Origin of the sequence: Carboxylicivirga longa (genome assembly GCF_050589825.1) — a bacterium.
In the GTDB taxonomy this organism is placed as follows: Bacteria; Bacteroidota; Bacteroidia; order Bacteroidales; family Marinilabiliaceae; genus Carboxylicivirga; species Carboxylicivirga longa.
Genome location: NZ_JBNGOZ010000002.1, coordinates 230,716 through 252,544 on the forward strand (window position 1 = coordinate 230,716; position 21,829 = coordinate 252,544).

Annotated in this window: 20 protein-coding genes; 3 read left to right on the forward strand and 17 right to left on the reverse strand. The window is 42.7% G+C overall.

What is annotated here, in order from left to right; translation table 11 throughout:
* Positions 1-2: 2 nt before the first annotated feature.
* From ACRD7A_RS02665 to ACRD7A_RS02700, 8 genes are all read right to left on the reverse strand, one after another.
* On the reverse strand, positions 3-1,280 hold the full coding sequence (locus tag ACRD7A_RS02665; RefSeq protein WP_430809803.1) for a sulfate adenylyltransferase subunit 1: 1,278 nt from the start codon (positions 1,278-1,280) through the stop codon (positions 3-5).
* A gap of 28 nt (positions 1,281-1,308) precedes the next feature.
* Positions 1,309-2,214 (reverse strand): sulfate adenylyltransferase subunit CysD, encoded by a 906-nt coding sequence (gene cysD / locus ACRD7A_RS02670; RefSeq protein WP_430809804.1) that lies wholly within the window; start codon positions 2,212-2,214, stop codon positions 1,309-1,311.
* 177 nt (positions 2,215-2,391) lie between these two features.
* Positions 2,392-3,237, reverse strand: coding sequence for an enoyl-ACP reductase FabI (locus ACRD7A_RS02675; protein ID WP_430809805.1), 846 nt, complete (start codon positions 3,235-3,237; stop codon positions 2,392-2,394).
* 189 nt (positions 3,238-3,426) lie between these two features.
* The gene (recN, locus tag ACRD7A_RS02680) at positions 3,427-5,082 is read right to left on the reverse strand and encodes a DNA repair protein RecN (protein WP_430809806.1); all 1,656 of its coding nucleotides are present in this window, start codon (positions 5,080-5,082) and stop codon (positions 3,427-3,429) included.
* Positions 5,083-5,199: 117 nt separating this feature from the next.
* A complete protein-coding gene (gene porD / locus ACRD7A_RS02685; protein WP_430809807.1) occupies positions 5,200-6,096 on the reverse strand; it encodes a type IX secretion system protein PorD in 897 nt (298 codons plus the stop codon).
* A 10-nt stretch (positions 6,097-6,106) separates the two neighbouring features.
* A complete protein-coding gene (gene coaBC / locus ACRD7A_RS02690) occupies positions 6,107-7,327 on the reverse strand; it encodes a bifunctional phosphopantothenoylcysteine decarboxylase/phosphopantothenate--cysteine ligase CoaBC (protein WP_430809808.1) in 1,221 nt (406 codons plus the stop codon).
* 96 nt (positions 7,328-7,423) lie between these two features.
* Positions 7,424-7,762, reverse strand: a complete 339-nt coding sequence (locus ACRD7A_RS02695) for a DNA-directed RNA polymerase subunit omega (protein WP_430809809.1) — start codon at positions 7,760-7,762, stop codon at positions 7,424-7,426.
* 10 nt (positions 7,763-7,772) lie between these two features.
* The gene (locus tag ACRD7A_RS02700; RefSeq protein WP_430809810.1) at positions 7,773-8,606 is read right to left on the reverse strand and encodes an outer membrane protein assembly factor BamD; all 834 of its coding nucleotides are present in this window, start codon (positions 8,604-8,606) and stop codon (positions 7,773-7,775) included.
* 362 nt (positions 8,607-8,968) lie between these two features.
* On the opposite strand from ACRD7A_RS02700, the gene ACRD7A_RS02705 reads away from it, so the two are divergent.
* Positions 8,969-10,222 carry an aminotransferase class I/II-fold pyridoxal phosphate-dependent enzyme gene (locus ACRD7A_RS02705; protein WP_430809811.1) on the forward strand — a complete coding sequence of 418 codons (1,254 nt, stop codon included), beginning with the start codon at positions 8,969-8,971 and terminating at the stop codon, positions 10,220-10,222.
* Between the two features lie 82 nt (positions 10,223-10,304).
* On the opposite strand, the gene ACRD7A_RS02710 is transcribed toward ACRD7A_RS02705, so the two are convergent.
* From ACRD7A_RS02710 to ACRD7A_RS02740, 7 genes are all read right to left on the reverse strand, one after another.
* Entirely contained in the window at positions 10,305-11,162 is an 858-nt protein-coding gene (locus tag ACRD7A_RS02710; RefSeq protein ID WP_430809812.1) for a hypothetical protein, read from the reverse strand.
* Positions 11,149-11,766 (reverse strand): cytochrome b/b6 domain-containing protein, encoded by a 618-nt coding sequence (locus ACRD7A_RS02715; protein WP_430809813.1) that lies wholly within the window; start codon positions 11,764-11,766, stop codon positions 11,149-11,151. Before ACRD7A_RS02715 ends, ACRD7A_RS02710 begins: the two co-directional genes overlap by 14 nt.
* A 1-nt stretch (position 11,767) precedes the next feature.
* Positions 11,768-12,709, reverse strand: coding sequence for a hypothetical protein (locus ACRD7A_RS02720; protein ID WP_430809814.1), 942 nt, complete (start codon positions 12,707-12,709; stop codon positions 11,768-11,770).
* Between the two features lie 86 nt (positions 12,710-12,795).
* Positions 12,796-13,209, reverse strand: a complete 414-nt coding sequence (locus tag ACRD7A_RS02725) for a c-type cytochrome (protein WP_430809815.1) — start codon at positions 13,207-13,209, stop codon at positions 12,796-12,798.
* 26 nt (positions 13,210-13,235) lie between these two features.
* Positions 13,236-14,111, reverse strand: coding sequence for a DUF5777 family beta-barrel protein (locus ACRD7A_RS02730; RefSeq protein WP_430809816.1), 876 nt, complete (start codon positions 14,109-14,111; stop codon positions 13,236-13,238).
* Positions 14,112-14,123: 12 nt separating this feature from the next.
* On the reverse strand, positions 14,124-14,504 hold the full coding sequence (locus tag ACRD7A_RS02735; protein ID WP_430809817.1) for a hypothetical protein: 381 nt from the start codon (positions 14,502-14,504) through the stop codon (positions 14,124-14,126).
* Positions 14,505-14,572: 68 nt separating this feature from the next.
* A complete protein-coding gene (locus tag ACRD7A_RS02740; RefSeq protein ID WP_430809818.1) occupies positions 14,573-15,688 on the reverse strand; it encodes a collagen-like triple helix repeat-containing protein in 1,116 nt (371 codons plus the stop codon).
* Between the two features lie 329 nt (positions 15,689-16,017).
* Here ACRD7A_RS02740 and ACRD7A_RS02745 point away from each other — a divergent pair, with 329 nt between their 5' ends.
* Positions 16,018-16,713 (forward strand): Crp/Fnr family transcriptional regulator, encoded by a 696-nt coding sequence (locus tag ACRD7A_RS02745; RefSeq protein WP_430809819.1) that lies wholly within the window; start codon positions 16,018-16,020, stop codon positions 16,711-16,713.
* A gap of 56 nt (positions 16,714-16,769) precedes the next feature.
* Here the strand turns inward: ACRD7A_RS02745 and ACRD7A_RS02750 are convergent, their stop codons facing one another.
* Together ACRD7A_RS02750 and ACRD7A_RS02755 are read right to left on the reverse strand one after the other, a co-directional pair.
* Positions 16,770-19,139, reverse strand: a complete 2,370-nt coding sequence (locus tag ACRD7A_RS02750) for a DUF5686 family protein (RefSeq protein WP_430809820.1) — start codon at positions 19,137-19,139, stop codon at positions 16,770-16,772.
* Positions 19,140-19,253: 114 nt separating this feature from the next.
* Positions 19,254-20,135 carry a pseudouridine synthase gene (locus tag ACRD7A_RS02755; protein WP_430809821.1) on the reverse strand — a complete coding sequence of 294 codons (882 nt, stop codon included), beginning with the start codon at positions 20,133-20,135 and terminating at the stop codon, positions 19,254-19,256.
* Between the two features lie 272 nt (positions 20,136-20,407).
* Here ACRD7A_RS02755 and glmM point away from each other — a divergent pair, with 272 nt between their 5' ends.
* A complete protein-coding gene (glmM, locus tag ACRD7A_RS02760; protein WP_430809822.1) occupies positions 20,408-21,787 on the forward strand; it encodes a phosphoglucosamine mutase in 1,380 nt (459 codons plus the stop codon).
* Positions 21,788-21,829: the final 42 nt, after the last annotated feature.

A 21,829-nucleotide genomic window follows, 5' to 3' on the forward strand; every position in this document is an offset into this window, starting at 1 on the left:
TTTTAGATAATCATACCGGCAGCTACCGTTTCATTGGTTGCCTCATCCACAAGGATTAAACTACCTGTAATGCGGTTACGGCTGTATGAATCGAAGAACAATGGCTTGGTAGAGCGAATTTTAATGCGTGCAATATCGTTCATGCCCACTTCTTTATCCTCTTCATTCTTCTCAAGTGTATTAATATTCATCTTATACTGAATATCGGTTACCATACAGCGTGCATCGGCCGATGTGTGTTTGATCACATACTTACCCCGAGGCATTAATTTACGATCGTTGAACCAACATACCATAGCCTCAATATCCTGACTGTTTTTCGGCTCGGCACCGTTATTCTTTTTCACCAACATATCGCCACGGCTAATGTCAATATCATCCTCCAGGGTAATGGATACCGACTGCGGTGCAAAGCCTTCTTCGAGGGACTCTTCCATCATGTCAATGGTCTTAACTTTAGACGAAAAGCCACTGGGTAAAACGCTCACCTCATCGCCCAACTTAATAACACCACTGGCTATGCGACCCGCATAACCACGGTAATCAGGCCACTCGGCCGACTGAGGACGAATAACATATTGTACCGGGAAACGGAAATCATCATGGTTAACATCGCTGCTGATGTGTATATTTTCCAAGAGGTACATGAGGGTGGGACCATCATACCAATCCATACTACCTGATCGCTCCACTACATTATCACCTTTCAGGGCACTAATGGGTACAAAACGGATATCCTTAACCGATAACTTGGAGGCTACGGCATCAATATCACTCTTAATCTTATCAAAAACCTCCTGTTTATAATCTACCAAATCCATCTTGTTGATGCAGAAGATTACGTGGGGTATCTGCAACAAAGAAGCGATGTAAGCATGACGCAGCGTCTGTTCTAACACGCCATGGCGGGCATCCACCAATATCAATGCCACATTGGCCGTACTGGCACCTGTAACCATGTTACGTGTGTACTGTATGTGACCCGGTGTGTCGGCGATAATAAACTTACGCTTCGGCGTTGCAAAATAACGATAGGCCACATCAATGGTGATTCCCTGCTCACGCTCCGATCGCAAACCATCGGTCAGTAGGGCGAGATTCACCTCCTCATGGCCCGAACGCTCACTCACGCGCTCAATGGCTTCCATCTGATCTTCAAAGATGGCTTTACTATCGTATAGCAAGCGACCAATTAAAGTACTTTTACCATCATCCACGCTACCGGCAGTGGTGAAGCGCAAAAGCTCCATATCGAGATATCCTGATTCTTTTCCGGACATATTATTGATTTTTCAGATTTAACAAAGTTTAGAAATAACCTTCACGCTTACGATCTTCCATGGCCGATTCAGAACGTTTATCATCGGCGCGCCCACCTCGCTCAGTAGTGCGTGTAGAGGCCACCTCGTGGATAATATCCTCCAGGCTATTGGCCGTTGAAAGCGTAAGGCCGGTGCAGGTCACATCTCCAATGGTACGACAACGCACATCTTTGGTCTCCACCACTTCATTGTCTTTCAGCTGCATAAAAGGCAACTTTGCCAGCCACACGCCATCACGGTTAAACACTTCGCGCTTATGCGTAAAATAAAGGCTGGGTAACTCAATCTTTTCCATGTAGATGTATTGCCACACATCCATCTCGGTCCAGTTACTGATAGGGAACACGCGGAAGTGCTCACCCATATTCTTACGCCCGTTGAAGATATTCCACAACTCAGGACGCTGATTTTTTGGATCCCACTGACCAAATTCATCACGGTGAGAGAAGAAACGCTCTTTAGCACGCGCTTTTTCTTCGTCGCGACGACCGCCGCCCATGGCCGCATCGAACTTATTACCTTCTATGGCATCCAGCAAGGTGGTAGTCTGCAATTTATTACGACTGGCATTCACGCCTCTTTCCTCCACTACTCGCCCCTGATCGATCGAGTCCTGCACCAATGCTACTATGCATTTCGTACCTGTCTCTTCCATCAGGCGATCGCGATATTCCAATGCCTCGGGGAAATTATGCCCCGTATCGATGTGCATCAAAGGGAAAGGCACCTTGGCGGGCCAAAAAGCCTTACGGGCCAAATGAAACATGACGATAGAGTCCTTTCCTCCGGAGAATAACATCACAGGATTTTCAAATTGAGCCGCTACCTCACGAATAACATAGATAGACTCTGCTTCTAATTCCTTAAGGTGATTTATTCGGTATTGATCCATGATTAGTTGATTAGTCCTACAATTTAACTCGGCAGCAACAAAACATCTGCCATTTTTTTGATAAAAACACCGCCAAATTTAGCGATTAATAAAAGACTTTAAAAATTTTAAGGGCGATGCTTTTTCTCAAACCCCGCCCCTATAAAAAAGGGTGCTTAGCGCACCCCTTAGAATCTCTTAGTATTTGGTATCTAAATCACCAATTTCAAAACTCTTATTGTATTGTGTCATGGCCCTGAGACTCATGCCCACGTTGGAGAAACCACCATCGTGATACAGGTTTTGCATGGTTACCTTCTTGGTAAGATCCGAGAACATGGTAATACAATAATCGGCACAATCGGCCGCATCAGCATTACCCAGTGGCGACATACGGTCTGAGAAGTCAATTAAACCATCGATTCCTTTCACGCCGCTACCTGCTGTTGTTACAGTAGGTGACTGCGAAATGGTATTAACACGCACCTTGCGCTCGCGTCCGTAGATGTAACCGAAGCTACGACCAATGGATTCAAGCAAGGCTTTGGCATCGGCCATATCGTTGTAGCCATAAAATACACGTTGTGCTGCTACGTAGCTTAATCCCAGCATAGATCCCCATTCGTTAACGGCATCCATTTTAAAGGCTACCTGTAACATTTTGTGGAATGAAATGGCCGAAATATCTAAGGTTTTATTTAGATAGTTATAGTCTAAATCGTGATAAACCCTCTTTTTGCGAACGTTTAATGACATACCAATGGAGTGTAGTACGAAATCTACTTTTCCACCAAGCACCTCCATCGACTTCTCAAAAACATTCTCAAGGTCTGCTACATTGGTAGCATCAGCAGGAATAATTTCCGCCTCACATTTCTTACCCAACTCAACCACTTCACCCATACGACAGGCTACAGGGGTGTTGGATAAGGTAAAACGTGCTCCTTCTTCGTAGGCTCTTTCAGCCACCTTCCATGCGATAGACATGTCGTTAAGGGCACCAAAAATAATCCCTCTTTTTCCTTTTAAAAGATCAAATCCCATATCAATTTAATTTTGAGCGCACAAATATACTGCATAAGTTGCACAACACAAGTTTCAACGTTAATATTCTGTCCTTAACTTCATAAATCAAGTTAACACCCCACTTCAACGAGCTAAAGGACAAAAAGTTTTAAATATTCATCATTATCAAACCTGCCCACTGACAGTGTGCAAGTTATGAATACCATATCAGTTATTCAACAGGGTACGGGCGTTGGCCATGGCAGCCTCCGATAAACTTGAACCACTTAACATTTTAGCTACCTCCACCACACGGTCTTCGTGCGAGAGCTTTCGTATGTTAGAAATGGTTTTATCGGCACTGTCGGTTTTAAACACTTTAAAATGATGATCACCTTTAACGGTAATTTGGGGCAAATGCGTGATACTAATAACCTGCATACCAACACTCATATCACTCATAATGCTTCCCATCTGATCGGCCACCTCCCCGGAAACACCCGTATCAATTTCATCAAAAATAATAGTAGGCAAGCCCTTGGATGTTGAGAGCAGTGATTTTATGGAGAGCATCACCCGCGATATTTCTCCGCCGGATGCCACCTTATTAATTGGTGCCGGCTGTCCGCCTTTATTACCGGCAAACAGAAATTCAATCACGTCTTTACCATCGGCCATGTAATCGGCACTTACAGTATGATGAATCACAAAATTGGCATGTGGAATTCCCAGGACACGCAATTGCTGTTCAATGCCCTCCTTTACTTTTGCAAACACTTTTTGGCGGGATGCTGTAAGGGCATCACAAAGCTTATCAAGCACCTTACGCTGTTTTTCCAGTTGCTCCTGACGGGCCTTTAGGTCTTCATCAAAGAAATTTACTTTCTCAATCTTGTGCTGCAAATCCTCCTTTATACTCAACAACTCCTCAATGCTATCTACACGATGTTTCTGCTGTAAACCATATATCAAGTCGAGCCGTTGCTGCGTTTGCTGCGTTTGTTCAGGATTAAAATCCATATCCTCCGAACGCGCCTCCAGATCATCTGCCACATCTTTCAGATCAATACGGGCCGACTCAATCCGCTGCATCAAGGCTTCTCCGTCGGGCAGGTAATTGCTGATGCGTGACAATTTAGTAATCGAATCAGCCAACAGATCAAGCACCGGCGACGGCTCATTGCTGATATTATTCACCACCTCAACAAGATTGGTTTTGATCTCTTCGGCATGAACCAACTGCTCCAGCTGCTGCTCCAGTTCTGCTTGTTCACCCGACTTTAGCTTGGCTTTGTCAAGCTGCTCAAACTGAAACTGCATATAGTCCAAATCGGCTCGTTGCCGCTCGTTTTCCTCCACCATCTTATCAATGGCACGTTGAAGATCTTTATAATTACTGTATTGCTTACGATAATCGACCAGCAAGTCCTGACTAGCAGCCAGGGTATCTACCACCATCATCTGGAATCCACTGTCATCTAACAACAGGTTTTGATGCTGCGAATGCACATCGACGAGCTGATCACTGATGCTCTTCAAAAAACTAAGGTTAACAGGAGTGTCATTCACAAAGGCACGTGACTTTCCTGAAGGTAGCAACTCACGGCGTATAATGGTGAGCTCCTCGTAATCGAGGTCGTAATCCTTGAACAACTCAACCAAACCATGATGACCAAGGTAAAACTCTGCTTCCACCACACATTTCTGCTCTTTATTCAGCAAGGCATTCACATCGCTGCGCTGACCCAACACCAATGAAAGGGCACCCAGCAATACCGATTTACCCGCCCCCGTTTCACCGGTGATTACAGTTAAACCATTGTCAAATTGCACCTCAACCTTATCAATTAATGCATAGTTAGAAATAGATAATGACTTAAGCATGAATAGTCTATTAGTTATATTATAAAAAAGATAAGTAGTTAGGCTTGAGCAGTAGTTTCAACATCCACAGCAGAGCCACTTGCTAAAACGAATCGGATTTTTAATAAGTATATCGGCTTATTTTGAAGACAATATCTTTTCGTATTTTTTATTGTTACCCGGATCCACCTCTTGCAGCAACTCCACTACCCTTCCTTTTTCCATGGAAAAAGATTCTGAAAAGATATTGACTAACTCATCGGATTTAGCCGTGAAGAATACTTGTGCAAAAAATGAACCGGGACGTTGCCGGTGCACTTTGCGCGTTAACTCCAGCGACTTGACAATTTCAGCCCGAGCCTCTTCGGGCTTATCACTCATCCGATCGAGCCCCTTACGATGATACTCATACATACACTGTCGCAAAGGACGATGATACTCATTAAGTATATTTTCAACCAGCCAATAGCGATTACGTTGTCCCTCAAAGGATTTCCAACCTGTCTCTCGCGCGCCTTGTGCACGGTTAACGATCCGCTCGGCCTCCTGAAAATAAGGCGTTCCCCCGTTATTTTGAAAAGAATCGTAATCCAGTCCCAGCACAATATTAGCATAATAGGCCAAGACCGCCACCAGGTTGGATTCAAAATTATTAGGATTATAAATCAAAGGCTGAAACTCGACGTACTTAAAATGAAAATCCTGGTCCTGATGATTGAGCAACACCGTATAGTAATTGGAGTCATACACGGGTCTGCGCGCCTGTATCTGAAAAGAACCCTTGAACTCATCAATAGAAATCATCTCAGATATATTGATCATGATATTACAATCAATACGCTCCTCGGGTGCAAACTTATCGTTGGTCCATTTTTGGTTATTCATAAATTCCATAATGGCTGTCTGCATGGTTTCAAACACCTTTTTATTAGTGCTTTGAACTTGTGGCGAAACCACTTGAACGCGACACTGGAACTCTTGTGCCACTAAATTAACCCCCAACAATAGGCATAGTACAACAATTACATATCTCATAGCTTAATAGTTACAACAGCCCTTTATCAGATAAATAGCTTACTAATTTATCAACAATATCGCGAGCCACCTCGGTTTTAGTTTTTAACGGATATTCTTGTTGCTTATTATCTTTATCGATAATGCTTATTTTATTGGTGTCGCCATTAAAGCCGGCTCCTGTATCTTCAAGGCTGTTAAGAACAATAAAATCCAGGTTCTTTTTACCAAGCTTTTTCGTGGCATTGGCCAAAGCATCCTGTGTTTCCAAAGCAAAACCCACTACGATCTGCTCAGCTTTTTTTGCCTTACCTAAGGCCGCCGCAATATCCTCGGTTGGCGAGAGCTGTATGCTCATATTATCAGAAGTACGCTTTATTTTCTCATTGGCCTTAACAGTGGGCGTGTAATCAGCAACTGCAGCAGACATAATCGCCACATCAGCCCCCTTAAAGTGCTGCTTAGCCACCGTACTCATTTCTTGCGCTGATATAACATCGATGCGCTCAATACCAGGGTGTGATACCTGCAGCTGCGAAGGACCACTGATAAGCGTTACCCGGGCACCTCTTTGAGCCAGTTCTTCAGCAAGCGCATAACCCATTTTCCCGGAAGAATGATTACCAATAAAACGAACCGGATCGATCTTTTCATGTGTTGGTCCCGCTGTTACCAACACTTTTTTACCGGCCAGGTCAGTCGTATTTTTCCCTTCGAAATATGTTTTCAGGGCCGCCACTATCTCTTCAGGCTCCGCCATGCGACCCTTGCCCACCAGACCACTGGCAAGCTCCCCCGCATTGGGCTCGATTAAATGATTGCCATAGGATTGAAGTGTAGCCATATTTTTTTGGGTAGAAGGATGCTGATACATATCCAGATCCATCGTTGGTGCCACAAACACAGGACATCGTGCCGACAAATAAGTTGTAATCAATAGATTATCAGCAATTCCATTCGCCATCTTTCCCATAGTATTGGCAGTCGCAGGTGCCACAATCATGGCGTCGGCCCACAAGCCACTATCCACATGACTGTTCCAATCACCATTTTCGGGATTAAAAAAATCCACCAAAATGGGGCGTTTGGATAGCGTAGCCATCGTTAAAGGTGTGATGAACTGCTTTGCCAGACGCGTCATAATAACCTGCACTTCAGCCCCCTCTTTTACCAAGAGTCGTGTCAATGCCGCACATTTATAGGCAGCAATACCTCCTGATATTCCTAAAATAAACTTCTTACCTTTTAGCATACTCCAAAACTAAAAAAAGATAAAAGAGAACACGTAAGCCTCCTTTACCTTTTATATTTTTAATATCGTCAATTACCCGAAATAATCAAAAGCGGCTTACTCCTCTGCTTCTTCACGATCGGGATTACGATGATACACATTACCTTCCAAAAACTCCTGGGTAGCAATACAAACAGGCTTTGGCAGACGCTCGTAGAAACGTGAGATCTCAATCTGCTCACGGTTTTCAAAAACCTCTTCCAAATTATCAGTGTAAGAAGCAAACTCCTGCAATTTCTTATTCAGCTCTTCTTTCATTTCAGTGCTGATTTGGTTGGCTCGCTTACCAAGTACTACGATTGATTCGTAGATGTTACCGGTGGGCTCGGATAATTCGTTTTTATCCCATGTTACGGTTGATGCCGGTGCATTTGATTTTTTGTAGTCGATTGACATATTATAAAATTTAATTTACTGCAACTTCCTTGTTATAACTCTTGAGCATTTGATCGGTATCTTCAAAGATACGATCCGCTTTTTTACGGTACTTACCCTCTGGAAATTCATTTACAAATGAGTAATATTCATCCATGGTATCTCGCACGCGCTCCTCTTTCTTTTCCTCCACACTATTGACTGCCTGAATATATTTCGACTCCAGAATTAAAAAGGACAACTCCTCGCGATACTTGGTGTCCGGAAAGTCTTTCAGGCTATTTTGGGCTGCAATTACTGCCGACTGATAATTGTTACCGAGGTAATCGCCTAAATTGTAATATAGTTTTGCACTTAGGTATGACTTAAACACAAGCTTATCGCGCAATTCATCCATCAAACGAGTAGCCTCATCAACACGAGCACTATTGGGATACATGTTAATGAATAACTGAAACTCTTGAATAGCATCTTCAGTAGGCGTTTGATCGAGGCGCGGCTTAGGTGACTGCATGTAATAACAATATGCACTCATGTACTGACACTCCTCGGCATAATCACCCGCCGGAAAATCTTTAACATACTGACGAAAATAATGCCCTGATGTTAAATAATCATTAAGACCATACAGACAACTTGCGTAAACATAGTTCACTTCCTCGGCCTTATCAGTACCCCGATAAATAGTTACCAACTGCCCCAATAGAGTGGCAGCCCGCGTATAATCTTCCTTCTCATAATACTTTATCGCCTCCTCATACCAAAGCTCATAATCCTGACTCTTAAGCAGTTTCTGATATTTACTACAGCCGGTACCCACAAGCCCTAAAAAGGTACAAATGATCACTAAGTATTTCAATTTCATAGATTTGAAATTCATGAGGTTCTATTGTTTAGATATTACACTGCCGAAAAAGACAACAGTTTTTACAACGTGCAAAGATAATCTTTCGTATTAAACCACGCAACATCGCCACCGATATATTCAACAAGCACAAGAGTTTGCACCCATTAACAAGCACTTACTCTCAATCATCATCTTTTAGCATCATAAAAGACACAAAACAACCCACTAACCCCATAAGCCTCATTAACAGTGTGATATGTCCATTGCGACCTCAAGCCACAAGCGCCATTTGTTGACCTGATTCTTTTTTAAGATTGTTTCCTTCAAAAACATAAGTAAAAACATTACATTTGCAGCGAAAATTTTAAAAATTCAGTATAGTGGATATTTTCGATAAAATAAAAGTACACATGGGCCCGCTTGGGCAATATGGTAAGGAAGCACACGGTTATTTTATGTTTCCAAAATTGGAAGGCGAAATAAGCCCAAAGATGAAATTCCGTGGTAAAGAAGTACTAACATGGAGTTTAAATAACTATTTAGGCTTAGCTAATCATCCTGCCGTGCGTAAAGCCGATGCTGATGCAGCAGCTGAATATGGTATGGCCTACCCAATGGGAGCACGCATGATGTCGGGCCAAACCAGCAAGCACGAAGAACTGGAAGCTAAACTTGCTGAATTTGTAGGTAAAGAAGATTCTTACCTGCTCAACTACGGCTATCAGGGAATGGTGTCGATTATTGATACACTGGTAGGGCGTAACGATGTTATAGTATACGACTCGGAGTCGCATGCCTGCATCATGGACGGTGTATTCCTGCACAAAGCCAAAGGTGGTAAAAGCTTTGTTTTTGCCCACAACGAAATGGATAAGTGCGAAAAAATGCTTCAGTTTGCTACCAAGCGTGTTGAAGAAACTGGTGGTGGCATCCTATTAATTACAGAAGGTGTGTTCGGTATGGCCGGCGACCTGGGTGATTTGAAAGGCATTGTTAAGCTAAAAGAAAAATATAACTTCCGCATCTTAGTAGACGATGCACACGGATTTGGTACTATGGGTAAGACAGGTGCCGGTGTAGCTGAGCACTTCGACGTAGTTGACCAGATTGATGTACACTTCAGTACCTTTGCTAAATCAATGGCCGGCATTGGTGGTTTTGTGGCCGGTACCGAGGAAGTAGTCAACTACCTTCGCTACAACCTACGTTCACAAATTTTTGCCAAGTCATTACCAATGCCAATGGTAATTGGAGCACTTAAACGCCTTGAAATGCTGCGTGATGAACCAGAGCACAAAGCTAACCTATGGAAAGTAGTTGACAAGTTACAGTCTGGACTGAAAGATGTAGGATTTAACCTGGGTGACACAGCATCGCCGGTTACACCTGTGTTCCTGGAAGGTAACGTGGCAGAAGCTACTCAGCTGACCATGGATCTGCGCGAGAATTACAACATCTTCTGTTCCATTGTGGTTTACCCCGTAATCCCAAAAGATCAGATTATGCTGCGTATAATCCCTACTGCCTCACATACTATGGAAGATGTAGAATATACCATTAAAGCCTTCCGTGAAGTACAGGAAAAACTGAAAGAGGGTAAATATAAGAGCGATAAGATTGCTAGCGTAATCTAAAACGCAAAGCATCAATTAACAAGAAAGAGGGTAGTCTGATCAGGCTACCCTCTTCTGTTGGAAGTCATCCTGTCTCCTGTCCTTAATATTTTACGCGCAACAACAACGCTACTAATAGCACCAGCAAACTGATGTACTTTAACTCCATCCACCGATCAAAAACCAGATCTAAATCCACCAACTTTTTCTCCTGAAGTACTCCCGGTTGATCACTGCTTATTTTCACTTTCCATCCTTTAAGACGATACTCATCATTCGCTGCCATGCGCACATCCTCATAATCACTTACCGTTTTAAAAAACCGAATCACTTGCTCTTCTGTATTTTTCGACGTCACTTCCTCGTCAGCCAACAGCTTAATAGCAAAAGGTAACCTGTAATAACTACCGTAGGCATCATCGGCCTCAAACAGCGCCCGCTCACTGCCAATGCGCATATTTAGGCTGTAATAATCGCGTTGCGATGCCACGGTAGAATAGGAAAAACCCAACAAAGCAATAAGCATTAGCAGACGTGTCCATCTGTGCTTAATCTGTACAATATTTCGTGCGAAGTAAATACCTCCAATAAAATACACGATAACCAGCAATAAAAAAAATGGTGTCATCAACAGCTCCTGAACTACGCTATTTGTTACACCTGAGGGCCATATAAATACAGTCAGTGCACCCAACCCCAGGATACCCGAAAGGGTAGTGACAAAATAACCCCGGGCCATCCAATTTAATAATGGCGAACGATAGACAAATCCAACGATAAGGCCGATTGCAACCATTAAAATCAGCAAATACAAATTATTGGGCCACGACAAGCGCGCCAGTCCCACTGCCCCAAAAAATGGATTTAAAACATAACCTAGTACTAAAATACAAAGGGCTACTATAATTCCTTGCCCCATCGCTCGCAAACCTGAACCTTGCTCCATATCAATGTCTTTCATGATATCCATTTATAATACTCTTAAAATTTGAAGTTGGGGTGCTGCCAATCGTAGCAAAATAAATATGAATAACTAAAAATAAACTTGACAAAAAACCGACTGCAGAATGCAAAAGAGCGGTTAATAGAGTTCCTCCGATGCCAAAGAAATTATCAATAATAATCTCGGGAAACATAAGCGGAAAACCTGTTAGGATCAACATTGGATATAAAACAAACAAAACAGCCACATAAGTCGTCTGCTGCAAAGGGTTAAACTTCGACTCAGCAGTAACCGGAAACGGGCTACCTTCCCCTTTAAAGATACCAAATAAATAATACTGCATTTGCCTGATGAGACGACCACACAGTCCCTTTACTTCAATTTTATAATGTCGCTTATTATCACTTAACACAAAGCCAACAAGAAAAAACAAATAAGCTAATGTTATACCAACACCCGATATATTATGACTCAATACGGCCCAGTCAAAGGGTAAAAAGGAATACTTAAGATCGGCATATTGCATACTAATGCCGGATATTAACAGCACCAGGAAAAACAGGGCGTTAAAACCATGCCATATTCGAACCCATAATGGATATAAATACATTTTATCACTCATACTACTTATTTTTAGAGAATATCATGCGTAACACAGCATGCACCAACAAGCCCACCAATAACATTCCAAACAAAATAACACTGATCGTATTTAAAGTTTTATTACGATTAGCACCGATAATATACCCCTCATTGAGCACCACCGCATTGAAAAATCCGGACTTCGCCCTGCTTTCCTTAGCACGATGTGCATAGAGTGACTCCATAAGCACAGAGTTAGCACTATGGCAATCCACGCAATTACGTAAGGCCTGCTCCTTAGGTAGAATATTATGAGAAATCAATAAATCAGCATCCACCTTAGTATGACAATCGATGCAGCGTACCTTATTGAAGTGTTGCTCACGATTGGGCAACCATGCATGCGTGGCGGCTATATCAACCGGATCATCATGGCTTAACAGGCCATATTTGAATTTATTGTCATGACAACTTGTACACATTTTATTACTGAGCGTCACCACTTCAACAATGGGCTTATCCTGCCGAAGCGCCAACTCATACCCATGCGGGTCGTGACACATCCAGCAATTAAAGCGTTCGTCGCTGGATTTATAATGCACACTCTCCTGAAAAGCCGATTCAATACCTTCGAAGTTAAAATGGGCATAGGTCTCGTCTCCACCATGACAATCCATACACTGATACTTCTCCTCGAGTCGCAATTCTCCCGAATGAGGAAAAGTCTGATAGTCCATCGAATGACAATCAATACAGGCAAACATTTTATGAACAGAGGACTTCATCTTTACACTATCGATATAATGAAAAGGATTAAGCGGCTTTCGATCAACCTGATCGGTCCACTCATTATGGTACTCATAAAATACCTGTCCATGACATTGTAAACACTGACTATTATCAGCTCCATCTGTAGCCCGGGCATGAACGATAAGAACACTAAGGAGCAATAAGCAGACAAGGCTTTTTGTTAATTTCACCATCGTATTGACCTTTTAATAAACAAAAAAACTGTCAGCACAAAGCCTTATAAAGTTTATGCAGACAGTTTATAACAATAATGAACTTCTTATTTTTTAAGTGTGCGAATGTAAGTTACGATAGCCCAACGGTCTTCTTCATCCGGAATCTTCTTCTCGAAATTGGGCATTTCGTCGCGCCCTACAAAGGACTGATAATAGATGACACCATCTTTTTGCGCCTGAAAAGTGGCCGACGAAAAGTCACCCAGGTCGGCATCAATACTGCGGGCTTTCGGACCATCTCCTTTACCCAGGTTACCATGGCACGATTTACAATGACGAGAATAATTCATCTTTCCCACTTTAAGCATATCCGCATCATCGGCGGCCTGAGGATTCTTCATACTTTGGTACTCGGCCGGAATGTCCCAAGGTTTCTTTTCTGGTATAAACGACATTAAAACAAAACTTAACGCAAGACAAACAGCACTTGCCACGAAAGACATCTTTACTTTTTTCATGTTATCTATTTTTATCAATTATTCCATTAAAAATTCCATAATCGCGTGATATTAAATCCAAATCGGATACTTTCACTGTCAAATTCACTAAGATTATACATGTATAGTTCCTGCGGCAAAATTCCCATGCCATTGGTCAGAAAAATTTGGAAGGCATGAGTACTTGTTGACACCTCGTAACCAATGGAAAAATGAGGTTTTGGGTGATCGGTGAATGATGTATATTGGGCAATACTTTCAATTTTAAGCGGAACACCAAGCTCAACCGTCAATGAAGATTGCGGACTAAATTTAATACGCCCGCCAAAACCCAAACCAATCTTATCATTATCCAACAAGCTGTCAACCGCATTATAGTGCGTAAAATTAACGCTTGCCTGCACTGATAACCAATCATTGATCTTTCGCCCAACAATGGCTTCAGAAAAGTAGGATAAACGATCGGAGAATTCATAATCCAGTCCGAAAACAGCTTCTTCACGCCCATCAATGGCAGCATTGGCATACAGGGTTAAGCTTACCGGCATTGTATTCTCGCGTGTTTGCTCAAAAGGCGTATACTTCACCTGAAAATCCTGATATTTCTTTTGACTATTGGTACCAAAACCCACCAGTAAATCGTCCAAAATTGAATAGTTAAAGCCAATTCGTATATTGGCTCCGGGTGCCATCACACCAAACACATCACTAATACCATTTTCAACAGTACCGAAACGGTGGCTGATCACCATTTCCAAGGTGTTTTTGTATTGTGTAACACTGGTCTGATGATTTATCAGGGTACCCGACTCCCAGGGCGATCGAACGGGCTTATCCACTTTTTTCTCGGTCGTCGTTTCCTGCGCACTAACAAGGTGACCGGAAAGCAACACCAAAACAATCAGATATATAACATTTTTCATTGTAATCGTTTTTTAGTTATCCTCGCCTCCTTGCTCAATCCACGTTATGATCAGCTGCTTCTGATTACCCGAGTAGGTGTAATTGGAATGTATACCGCCAGAGCCCGGTGTGCTTACTATTTTACTGTTATTGGCATCTTCTAAATCCAACAAGTTGTTATTAATCAGTGATTGATAAGCCTCACCTTCCTGCAAGCTAAACAAGCCACTCCCATTATGACAATTTGTACAGCTCTGCGCAGCCCAGATGGGCTCTACTTCCTCTGAAAAACTAATGGGTACCTCAGGATCAACAGGCTCACCTTCATCTGGTTTGATAAATTTATAATCGCAACCAGCCATGAATACAGCTAACAGTAATACGGCCGTGAATATTATTTGAAATGCTTTCATATTGCCTATTTAGCGGGTTAAACAAAAACTCAGGTGGCTATGCAGCCATAGCCCCTTGAGTGTTTTTATTAATTGGTTCCTAAATAAGTCTTAGCCGCCATAATTAAATCCTGCGTATACTCGCTGTTGTGAATTCCGTAACTATGATCATTCTTAATCAATGCGAAATTCCAGTAGGCTGCCAATTGCTGATGGGTCCATGTACCGGCAAGCAAATGTCCTTCCTCATCAATCATAGGAATCGTCAGCAAATCCTCTTTTAAATCCTCAAGCAATACTTTATTAGCGGCCATTATACCCGGCAGGTCGATGTTTGCATCGCGTCCGCTGTGGCATTCGTCGCAAGATGTGAATACAGGATCACCCCCTTCGGTGGCAGCCATTTTCATAGAATGGCCTCCCACGTATTCTCCGTAATTACCCGTCAGAGAATTGAACGACATGTGGCAACTCTTACAGCTGTGATGTCCTTTGGTTCCGGATGGTACTGTTGGGTCGTTAAGACCAACATAACCTCCAACACCGCCGAAAATTGCACCTTGCGCACCATAATGAGGTCCCCAATGAGAAGCGGTACGTTCATCAATTGTCATCGTACCCTCCTTTGTTGGATCAGGCTGCCCATCGCCACGATGACGCGGTTGGTGGCACTTAATACAGGTATTGCTCATACCCTCCGGATCGCTGTATTGGTTGGTAGCATCAACCATAAGGCCTGTAAAAACACTATTTTCATTCAAAAACAAATCAACCTCATCGGTATAATGCATGGCATAATCTTCACGCGTGTAACTCGTGTGAACCTGATGACAAGTGTAGCACGACATGGCTGCAGCTTCGGGGTGCAAGCCACCATGATTAGTTCCTTGCTCCACAGCTTGCATAAAACCATTATGCGAATGACACATGGAGCATGAGCCTCCGGCATAGTTGGCATAGCCAACATGTTCCATACCGCCAGTAAAGTGCACAGAATGCTCAAATTGAGCCGTTTTAATGGCCAATTCGCTATCATTGGTGTGGCAACTAATACAACCTGCAGTACCATCAATACCATTAGTACCATCAGCACCATTGGTGCCGTCAGCTCCCGGAGGTCCTTGAGGCCCTTCTTTCGTACAACTTGTAAATACGGCTCCCAAAGCCATAACTGTCAGTAATAAGATTTGCTTCAACTTTTTCATAATATATCGACTTAATGAAGGATATGAGTCATTACTTTTTAACAATTTTAAACAAATCCCCTGAATGTTATGCAATGTAAGTTCTACAGACTCAGATTGATATAAATCAATAGATCAAGACCATAACACTACCTACCAATTAGTTACAAGTGCATTTCTGAATTAATAAACGTCTCGCTATTTAGAATTAATCCAACTCAACATAAATACATCCTATTGATTTACTGATCTTTAATCGTTTTCGTTTAAAATAGTTAACGGATAACATTTGCATCAATAAAAAAAAATCTATACATTCATATCTACTAATTCACCATTCTAGTTCCTAAATGACTAATAGCATAATTGACATAACCGGCTGTGAAAAATGTCACGTCAAGTTCAGTGGTTTCGATGCCTTAAATGAAAGTGAACTGTATAATTTTAAGCAATCACATTGTAAGGTGGTATATCAGCAGGGCGAAACCATTATTAAGGAAGGTACACGATGTGCCAATATAATATGCATTAAAAAGGGATATGCTAAGCTTTTTATTAAAGGTCTTGAAAATAAGAATATTGTTATTAAAGTTTTAAAAGAGGGTGATTTTATTGTTAGTCCAGGCCTTTTTACCGATAATCTCAATCATTTTTCGGTAAGCGCGCTTACCAACCTTAGCACTTGCATGATTAGTATTGAGGCTTTTACGAGGGCCTTCAGAAACAATAACCGTTTTGCTGAAAATGTTCTTAAACTAAATCATGAAATAACCAATGAACTCTATAATCAATTAATCAACCTATCGCACAAAAAAATGACCGGCCGTGTAGCCAGCACCATCATTTACCTATCTCAAATATATAATTCGAAAGGCTTTCATACTACGCTTAGCAGACAGGATTTAGCGGATTTATCCAGCGTATCAAAAGAAAGCCTAATCAGGGTTTTGAAGGATTTTAAGGAAAACGGCATTATCACAATCGCAGGCAATCATATTAAAATAAATTCATTCGCAACCCTTAGTAATATCAGCCGCATTGGTTAGCACCAAAATAACCTAACCTGCTTCCTATCCCATATCAATAAGAAACACCCGCGTCGCTAAAAAGAAAACTCAAGCCCCAGCTTAATAGCCCAATTATCCATCCCATCGGGCAAGCGATAAGGTCCATATCGGTAATGCACTGAAAGCCCATACTGAAATACAAAGTTTGAAAACAGATTTTTAAGGTACAGACCCGACTCATAATACCCCTTATTCAGGGAAGTAACCCCATCGGGTGCTTCACCAAAGGCCACGTTGGTACTAACAACAATCTCGGGCTTAATACGCCGGTTAGTATTCAAACCCATCGGAAAGCCATGCGAGAAATAAAGTGCTGCAAACCGATCAGCACCAAACTCATTTAAGCGCATGGTACCAAATGTATAAGGCACCCTTACGGTAAACGACTTATAACTTCCCAATGAGCTATAAAGTAAGGTACTGGGGTAATCCCCATTCATCAACCCACCTTCAACCCGCAGCACGGTGTACATGGCATTGGGGTAATTGAATTGTTTATGAGCACGGGCTTCGTAACGCCGATATTCATAACTTTCAGCAGCCTCCCACTTTCCGGAAGCCGCATTCAGCCAGATGATCGGCCAGTTGGTTCCATTGGACATTTTACCAAAGGCCGTACGGGCAAAAGTTTCTCTCTGCGCCCACTTAAGCTTTACCGCCAGTTCATCCATTGTAAAATCCGCTGCCACATCACCCGCTTCGGCAAAACGATAAGGCATTTGCGGTGCTATATCAAAATGAGTAAAGTAAAGACCTCCTTTCCAATACTTGAGAAAACGAAACTCAGCACCACTGCGCCATCCCTTACTCAGATCCATGGTCTCAGTAAGGAAACGACTAAAACGCTCGCTCGACATTGCCTTCACCCCATCCAAAAAGGCGTATGAACCCGTAGCATGTACATCATCCTGATAGCTCACAAAAAAACGATTTTCCTTATTCTCAAAGGGCGTAAGCGATAAGCTAAGACCATACTTCTCGTCCTTATCGCCAAAACCGTAGGTAAAATATCCGCCGGTGGAAAAATAAGGCGACACCTCGGGGCTGGTATAGAGGCCCAACCCCAACTTAAAGCCCTCAAAATTATTATAATCAATCAGCTTGGATAGATTCAGCTGTAATTTACCAATTGGCAGATACCCCTTGATCATGGACACCTGCGTTTTTATCAGCGCATCCAGGTGATTTCGGCGACCGATACTGTCTAGGAATTGATAGGTTAACGAATCGCGCGCCGTGAGGGGTGAATATCGGAAACGTTCCAGATCCGGAGCATCCCGATCGCCCGAAAGATCTTCGAGCACAATATTATCAAACTCACTCGGCGAAAAGCTGGCCTGTGTATTAATGGCTGTTACATAACTCTTTCCCTTACCTACAATAGGAAAAGGAAGACGCCGTGCAAGCCCGAGCCCTCCAAGCTGAAGGCTACTCTCCAGCTGCTTGGGAAACCATTTGCCATTGTTGGCAGGCTGATATTTTTGCCGAATAAACAGACGCATTCCATTTTCGGTACCGGTAGTAGTCGCAGACACCGTCTTGATAGCCATTGTGCGCCCGTCAATATGAAAAGCACCTGTTAAGCCTCTGAAATTGCGATCTCTTTGGGGACGATAAGTGATGTAAAACACTGTATCCCCCTGCTCGCTGTACGTCTCCTGCAATATAAACTGATAGGCTCCCAAACCTGCCCGTGAGGCCGGGTTAAGATACGAATAACCCAAGAGCTTAATTGTCGGGTCGTAAAACGAAAAAGGTTGTAGCATAGCGGGAAAAGACGCCAGCAGGGGATCTTTCAAACCGCTCACTCGTCCCGAGATTACTCTCTCCTTACCCACCCCCTTTTTCAGGTGTTTCTTTTCTGATACAGACTCAAACAAAAATAAATAACTGTCGTTTTGAATGCCCAGAGAATCCTTTAATTCAGCACGCTCCTCTTCGTTGAGTACTGCAGGCCACTCAAAATCAAGGGTCATCTTATGGTACAGGATACAGCTGAAAGGCGCGTAATTATCGGGATTATGCAGATCCTTTTTCTCCACCACACCGCGCATAATAGCCAATGCGGGATTTTCTGAAGGCAGTACATCGACAGCTGCCAGACTGTATTTTTGAGGTTTCAGATAAATTACACCATCAGGCTGCAATTCATCTATGGGAAGTACAAGAGGCGCATAACCAAGGCAGCTGAGCTTGAGTTCTTGCACATTTCGCCAGGTTCGTATTTCAAAGCGCCCATCGATATCAGTAACAGTGCCGGCACCATCACCATACACAATATTCACAAAGGCGATCGGACTTTCCGTTTGTGCGTCTTCCACGCGCCCCCTAAGGTACTGCTCCTGCCCCCAAGTGATTAAATGGACATAGAAAAACACGAATAAGATCAGATAACGATGCATCATGGACAAGACAACTCAGTTTGGTTTAATTCCCGAATTTACAAAAAACAGAATTGTAAATAAAAAAATATCCCTTGCTCTCTTCACGAAAACAAGGGACGATATCATGCAAATATTTTATTTTAACATACCGGCCTTTAGGCGGGTAATTTCTTTTGCAGTGAGGTAACGCCACTTACCACGCGGTATACGCTGCTTAGTTAATCCGGCAAAGTAAACACGATCAAGCTTCATTACCTTATAACCCAAGTGTTCGAACATGCGGCGCACAATACGATTACGTCCAGAATGAATTTCTATGCCCACCTGAGTTTTGTCTTCTTTCTCCACAAAACTGATGGCATCCGCGTGAATAGGCCCGTCATCAAGCGTAATACCGGCCGCCAATTGATCGAGATGACTGGCAAATACAGGCTTATCGGTAAATACGTGATAAATCTTTTTGGCATTGTACTTGGGATGGGTCAGCATTTTTGTCAGATCACCATCATTGGTAAGAAGCAATAATCCAGTGGTTTGCTTATCCAATCGCCCAACAGGATAAATACGCTGCTCACAGGCATCTTCCACCAAGTCCATTACCGTAAGCTTGGCGTGCTTATCTTCCACCGTTGTTACGTACCCTTTGGGTTTATTAAGAAGTACATAAATTTTTTCCTCAGGATTCAGCCTGTTACCCTTATAGCGAACGTCGTCTTTAGGGCTAACACTCACCCCTAACTGGGTAATCACCTTACCATTAACAGTTATCTCCCCTTTAGCGATCAGCTCATCAGCATCGCGACGACTACAGATACCCGCATTGGCAATGTATTTATTCAAGCGCATTGTCTCCTTAACTACAGGCTCATCCTCTTTTTTTTGTCGAACCGGCTTGCCTTCCGATCGTCCTGTACCAGTAAAACCGCCCTTCTTTATATGAGGCTTTTTATCACGACGCTCTTCGCGACTGCCTTCAAAGCGTTTTCCGGGGCCTCTCCTATTTTGTTCTTTCTTCATTCTGTTTCTTCACATTGTTCACACACAAGATATTGCATGCGACTTCAATTAAAAATGCAAAGTTGATAAAAAAGCAATTAATAACAGCAGTTTAAGGAGAAAATAAATCCAATAAGCTCCATAAACTATGAACAAATGGAATAAAATTACTTCGAAAGCATTTGAAAGACCATTATAATCAATTCGGCACTTTATAAAATGATTCGTAAGAGCACTTGGCTTTTAAAAAAATAACTAGCAAATTTGCATACTTATACAAAAGCACTTGATTTATGACACTGATTAAATCCATATCAGGAATTAGAGGCACAATAGGCGGTAGATCCGGCGATGGCCTCTCTCCACTAGATGTTGTTAAATTTACATCGGCCTATGGTCAATGGGCCAAGCAACGCCATAATGGCAAACTAAAAGTTGTAGTAGGACGCGACGCTCGCATCTCCGGAGAAATGGTTAAGAACCTGGTAATAGGCAGTCTTCAGGGATTGGGCATTGACGTGATTAACATTGGCCTGGCCACGACTCCTACCACTGAACTGGCGGTAACCGAAGAGAAGGCACAAGGCGGTATTATACTAACAGCCAGCCACAACCCAAAGCAATGGAACGCCCTAAAGCTTTTGAATGAGAATGGCGAATTTCTGACGGCAGCCGATGGTGCTGAGGTACTAAAGATAGCCGAAGATGAGAGTTTTGAATTTGCGCAGGTCGATGACTTAGGCCAGGTATGTGAGAAGGATAATTACACCGATTACCATGTTCAGCACGTCCTGGATTTGAAAATGGTGGATGTTGAAGCCATTAAAAAAGCCAAGTTTACAGTCGCCATCGACTGTGTGAACAGCGTAGGAGGCGTAGCACTACCTCCACTACTAAAAGCCCTGGGAGTAAATGTTATTGAACTATACTGTACACCCAATGGTCAGTTCCCGCACAATCCGGAGCCCCTACCCGAAAACCTCACTGAAATTTCAGCCCTTATAAAGGATAAAAAAGCAGATCTCGGATTTGTGGTTGACCCCGATGTGGATCGTTTGGCCATCGTTAACGAAGACGGCACTATGTTTGGCGAAGAATACACTTTGGTGGCCGTTGCCGACTACCTTTTATCAAAGCAGGTAGGCAATACGGTTTCTAACCTGTCCTCGTCGCGCGCCCTGGCCGATGTAACACGCAGCTATGGCGGGCAATATGAACCGGCTGCCGTGGGCGAAGTAAACGTAGTGGCCAAAATGAAAGCAAGCAATGCCATTATTGGCGGCGAAGGCAATGGCGGTGTCATCTACCCCGAGAGTCACTATGGCCGCGATGCCCTGGTGGGTATCGGACTATTCCTGACTCACCTTGCCAAATCAGGCATGAAATGTTCCGAACTGAGAGCTAAATATCCTGCCTACTATATTTCAAAAAATAAAATTGAGTTAACACCCGAAATTGATGTGGATGGCATTCTCAAAAGTATTGAAGAAAAATACAAACAGGAAGAAATCAACACCATCGATGGTTTAAAAATTGATTTTCCTGATAAATGGGTTCAACTGCGTAAATCAAATACTGAACCCATCATTCGCATTTATGCAGAAGGGAAAAGCACAGAAGCCGCTGAGCAGCTGGCAGAAACCATTATCAGCGACATAAAATCTTTAATATAATTTTAGATGTTAACATATTTTAACGTCACGCCCGTATAAAAG

What these genes read in the sequence shown, in the direction of transcription:
- ACRD7A_RS02665 (WP_430809803.1), bottom strand. Translation starts at nt 1,280, where the DNA reads ATGTCCGGAAAAGAATCAGGATATCTCGATATGGAGCTTTTGCGCTTC.
- cysD (WP_430809804.1), bottom strand. Translation starts at nt 2,214, where the DNA reads ATGGATCAATACCGAATAAATCACCTTAAGGAATTAGAAGCAGAGTCT.
- ACRD7A_RS02675 (WP_430809805.1), bottom strand. Translation starts at nt 3,237, where the DNA reads ATGGGATTTGATCTTTTAAAAGGAAAAAGAGGGATTATTTTTGGTGCC.
- recN (WP_430809806.1), bottom strand. Translation starts at nt 5,082, where the DNA reads ATGCTTAAGTCATTATCTATTTCTAACTATGCATTAATTGATAAGGTT.
- porD (WP_430809807.1), bottom strand. Translation starts at nt 6,096, where the DNA reads ATGAGATATGTAATTGTTGTACTATGCCTATTGTTGGGGGTTAATTTA.
- coaBC (WP_430809808.1), bottom strand. Translation starts at nt 7,327, where the DNA reads ATGCTAAAAGGTAAGAAGTTTATTTTAGGAATATCAGGAGGTATTGCT.
- ACRD7A_RS02695 (WP_430809809.1), bottom strand. Translation starts at nt 7,762, where the DNA reads ATGTCAATCGACTACAAAAAATCAAATGCACCGGCATCAACCGTAACA.
- ACRD7A_RS02700 (WP_430809810.1), bottom strand. Translation starts at nt 8,606, where the DNA reads ATGAAATTGAAATACTTAGTGATCATTTGTACCTTTTTAGGGCTTGTG.
- ACRD7A_RS02710 (WP_430809812.1), bottom strand. Translation starts at nt 11,162, where the DNA reads ATGAAAGACATTGATATGGAGCAAGGTTCAGGTTTGCGAGCGATGGGG.
- ACRD7A_RS02715 (WP_430809813.1), bottom strand. Translation starts at nt 11,766, where the DNA reads ATGAGTGATAAAATGTATTTATATCCATTATGGGTTCGAATATGGCAT.
- ACRD7A_RS02720 (WP_430809814.1), bottom strand. Translation starts at nt 12,709, where the DNA reads ATGGTGAAATTAACAAAAAGCCTTGTCTGCTTATTGCTCCTTAGTGTT.
- ACRD7A_RS02725 (WP_430809815.1), bottom strand. Translation starts at nt 13,209, where the DNA reads ATGAAAAAAGTAAAGATGTCTTTCGTGGCAAGTGCTGTTTGTCTTGCG.
- ACRD7A_RS02730 (WP_430809816.1), bottom strand. Translation starts at nt 14,111, where the DNA reads ATGAAAAATGTTATATATCTGATTGTTTTGGTGTTGCTTTCCGGTCAC.
- ACRD7A_RS02735 (WP_430809817.1), bottom strand. Translation starts at nt 14,504, where the DNA reads ATGAAAGCATTTCAAATAATATTCACGGCCGTATTACTGTTAGCTGTA.
- ACRD7A_RS02740 (WP_430809818.1), bottom strand. Translation starts at nt 15,688, where the DNA reads ATGAAAAAGTTGAAGCAAATCTTATTACTGACAGTTATGGCTTTGGGA.
- ACRD7A_RS02745 (WP_430809819.1), top strand. Translation starts at nt 16,018, where the DNA reads ATGACTAATAGCATAATTGACATAACCGGCTGTGAAAAATGTCACGTC.
- ACRD7A_RS02750 (WP_430809820.1), bottom strand. Translation starts at nt 19,139, where the DNA reads ATGATGCATCGTTATCTGATCTTATTCGTGTTTTTCTATGTCCATTTA.
- ACRD7A_RS02755 (WP_430809821.1), bottom strand. Translation starts at nt 20,135, where the DNA reads ATGAAGAAAGAACAAAATAGGAGAGGCCCCGGAAAACGCTTTGAAGGC.
- glmM (WP_430809822.1), top strand. Translation starts at nt 20,408, where the DNA reads ATGACACTGATTAAATCCATATCAGGAATTAGAGGCACAATAGGCGGT.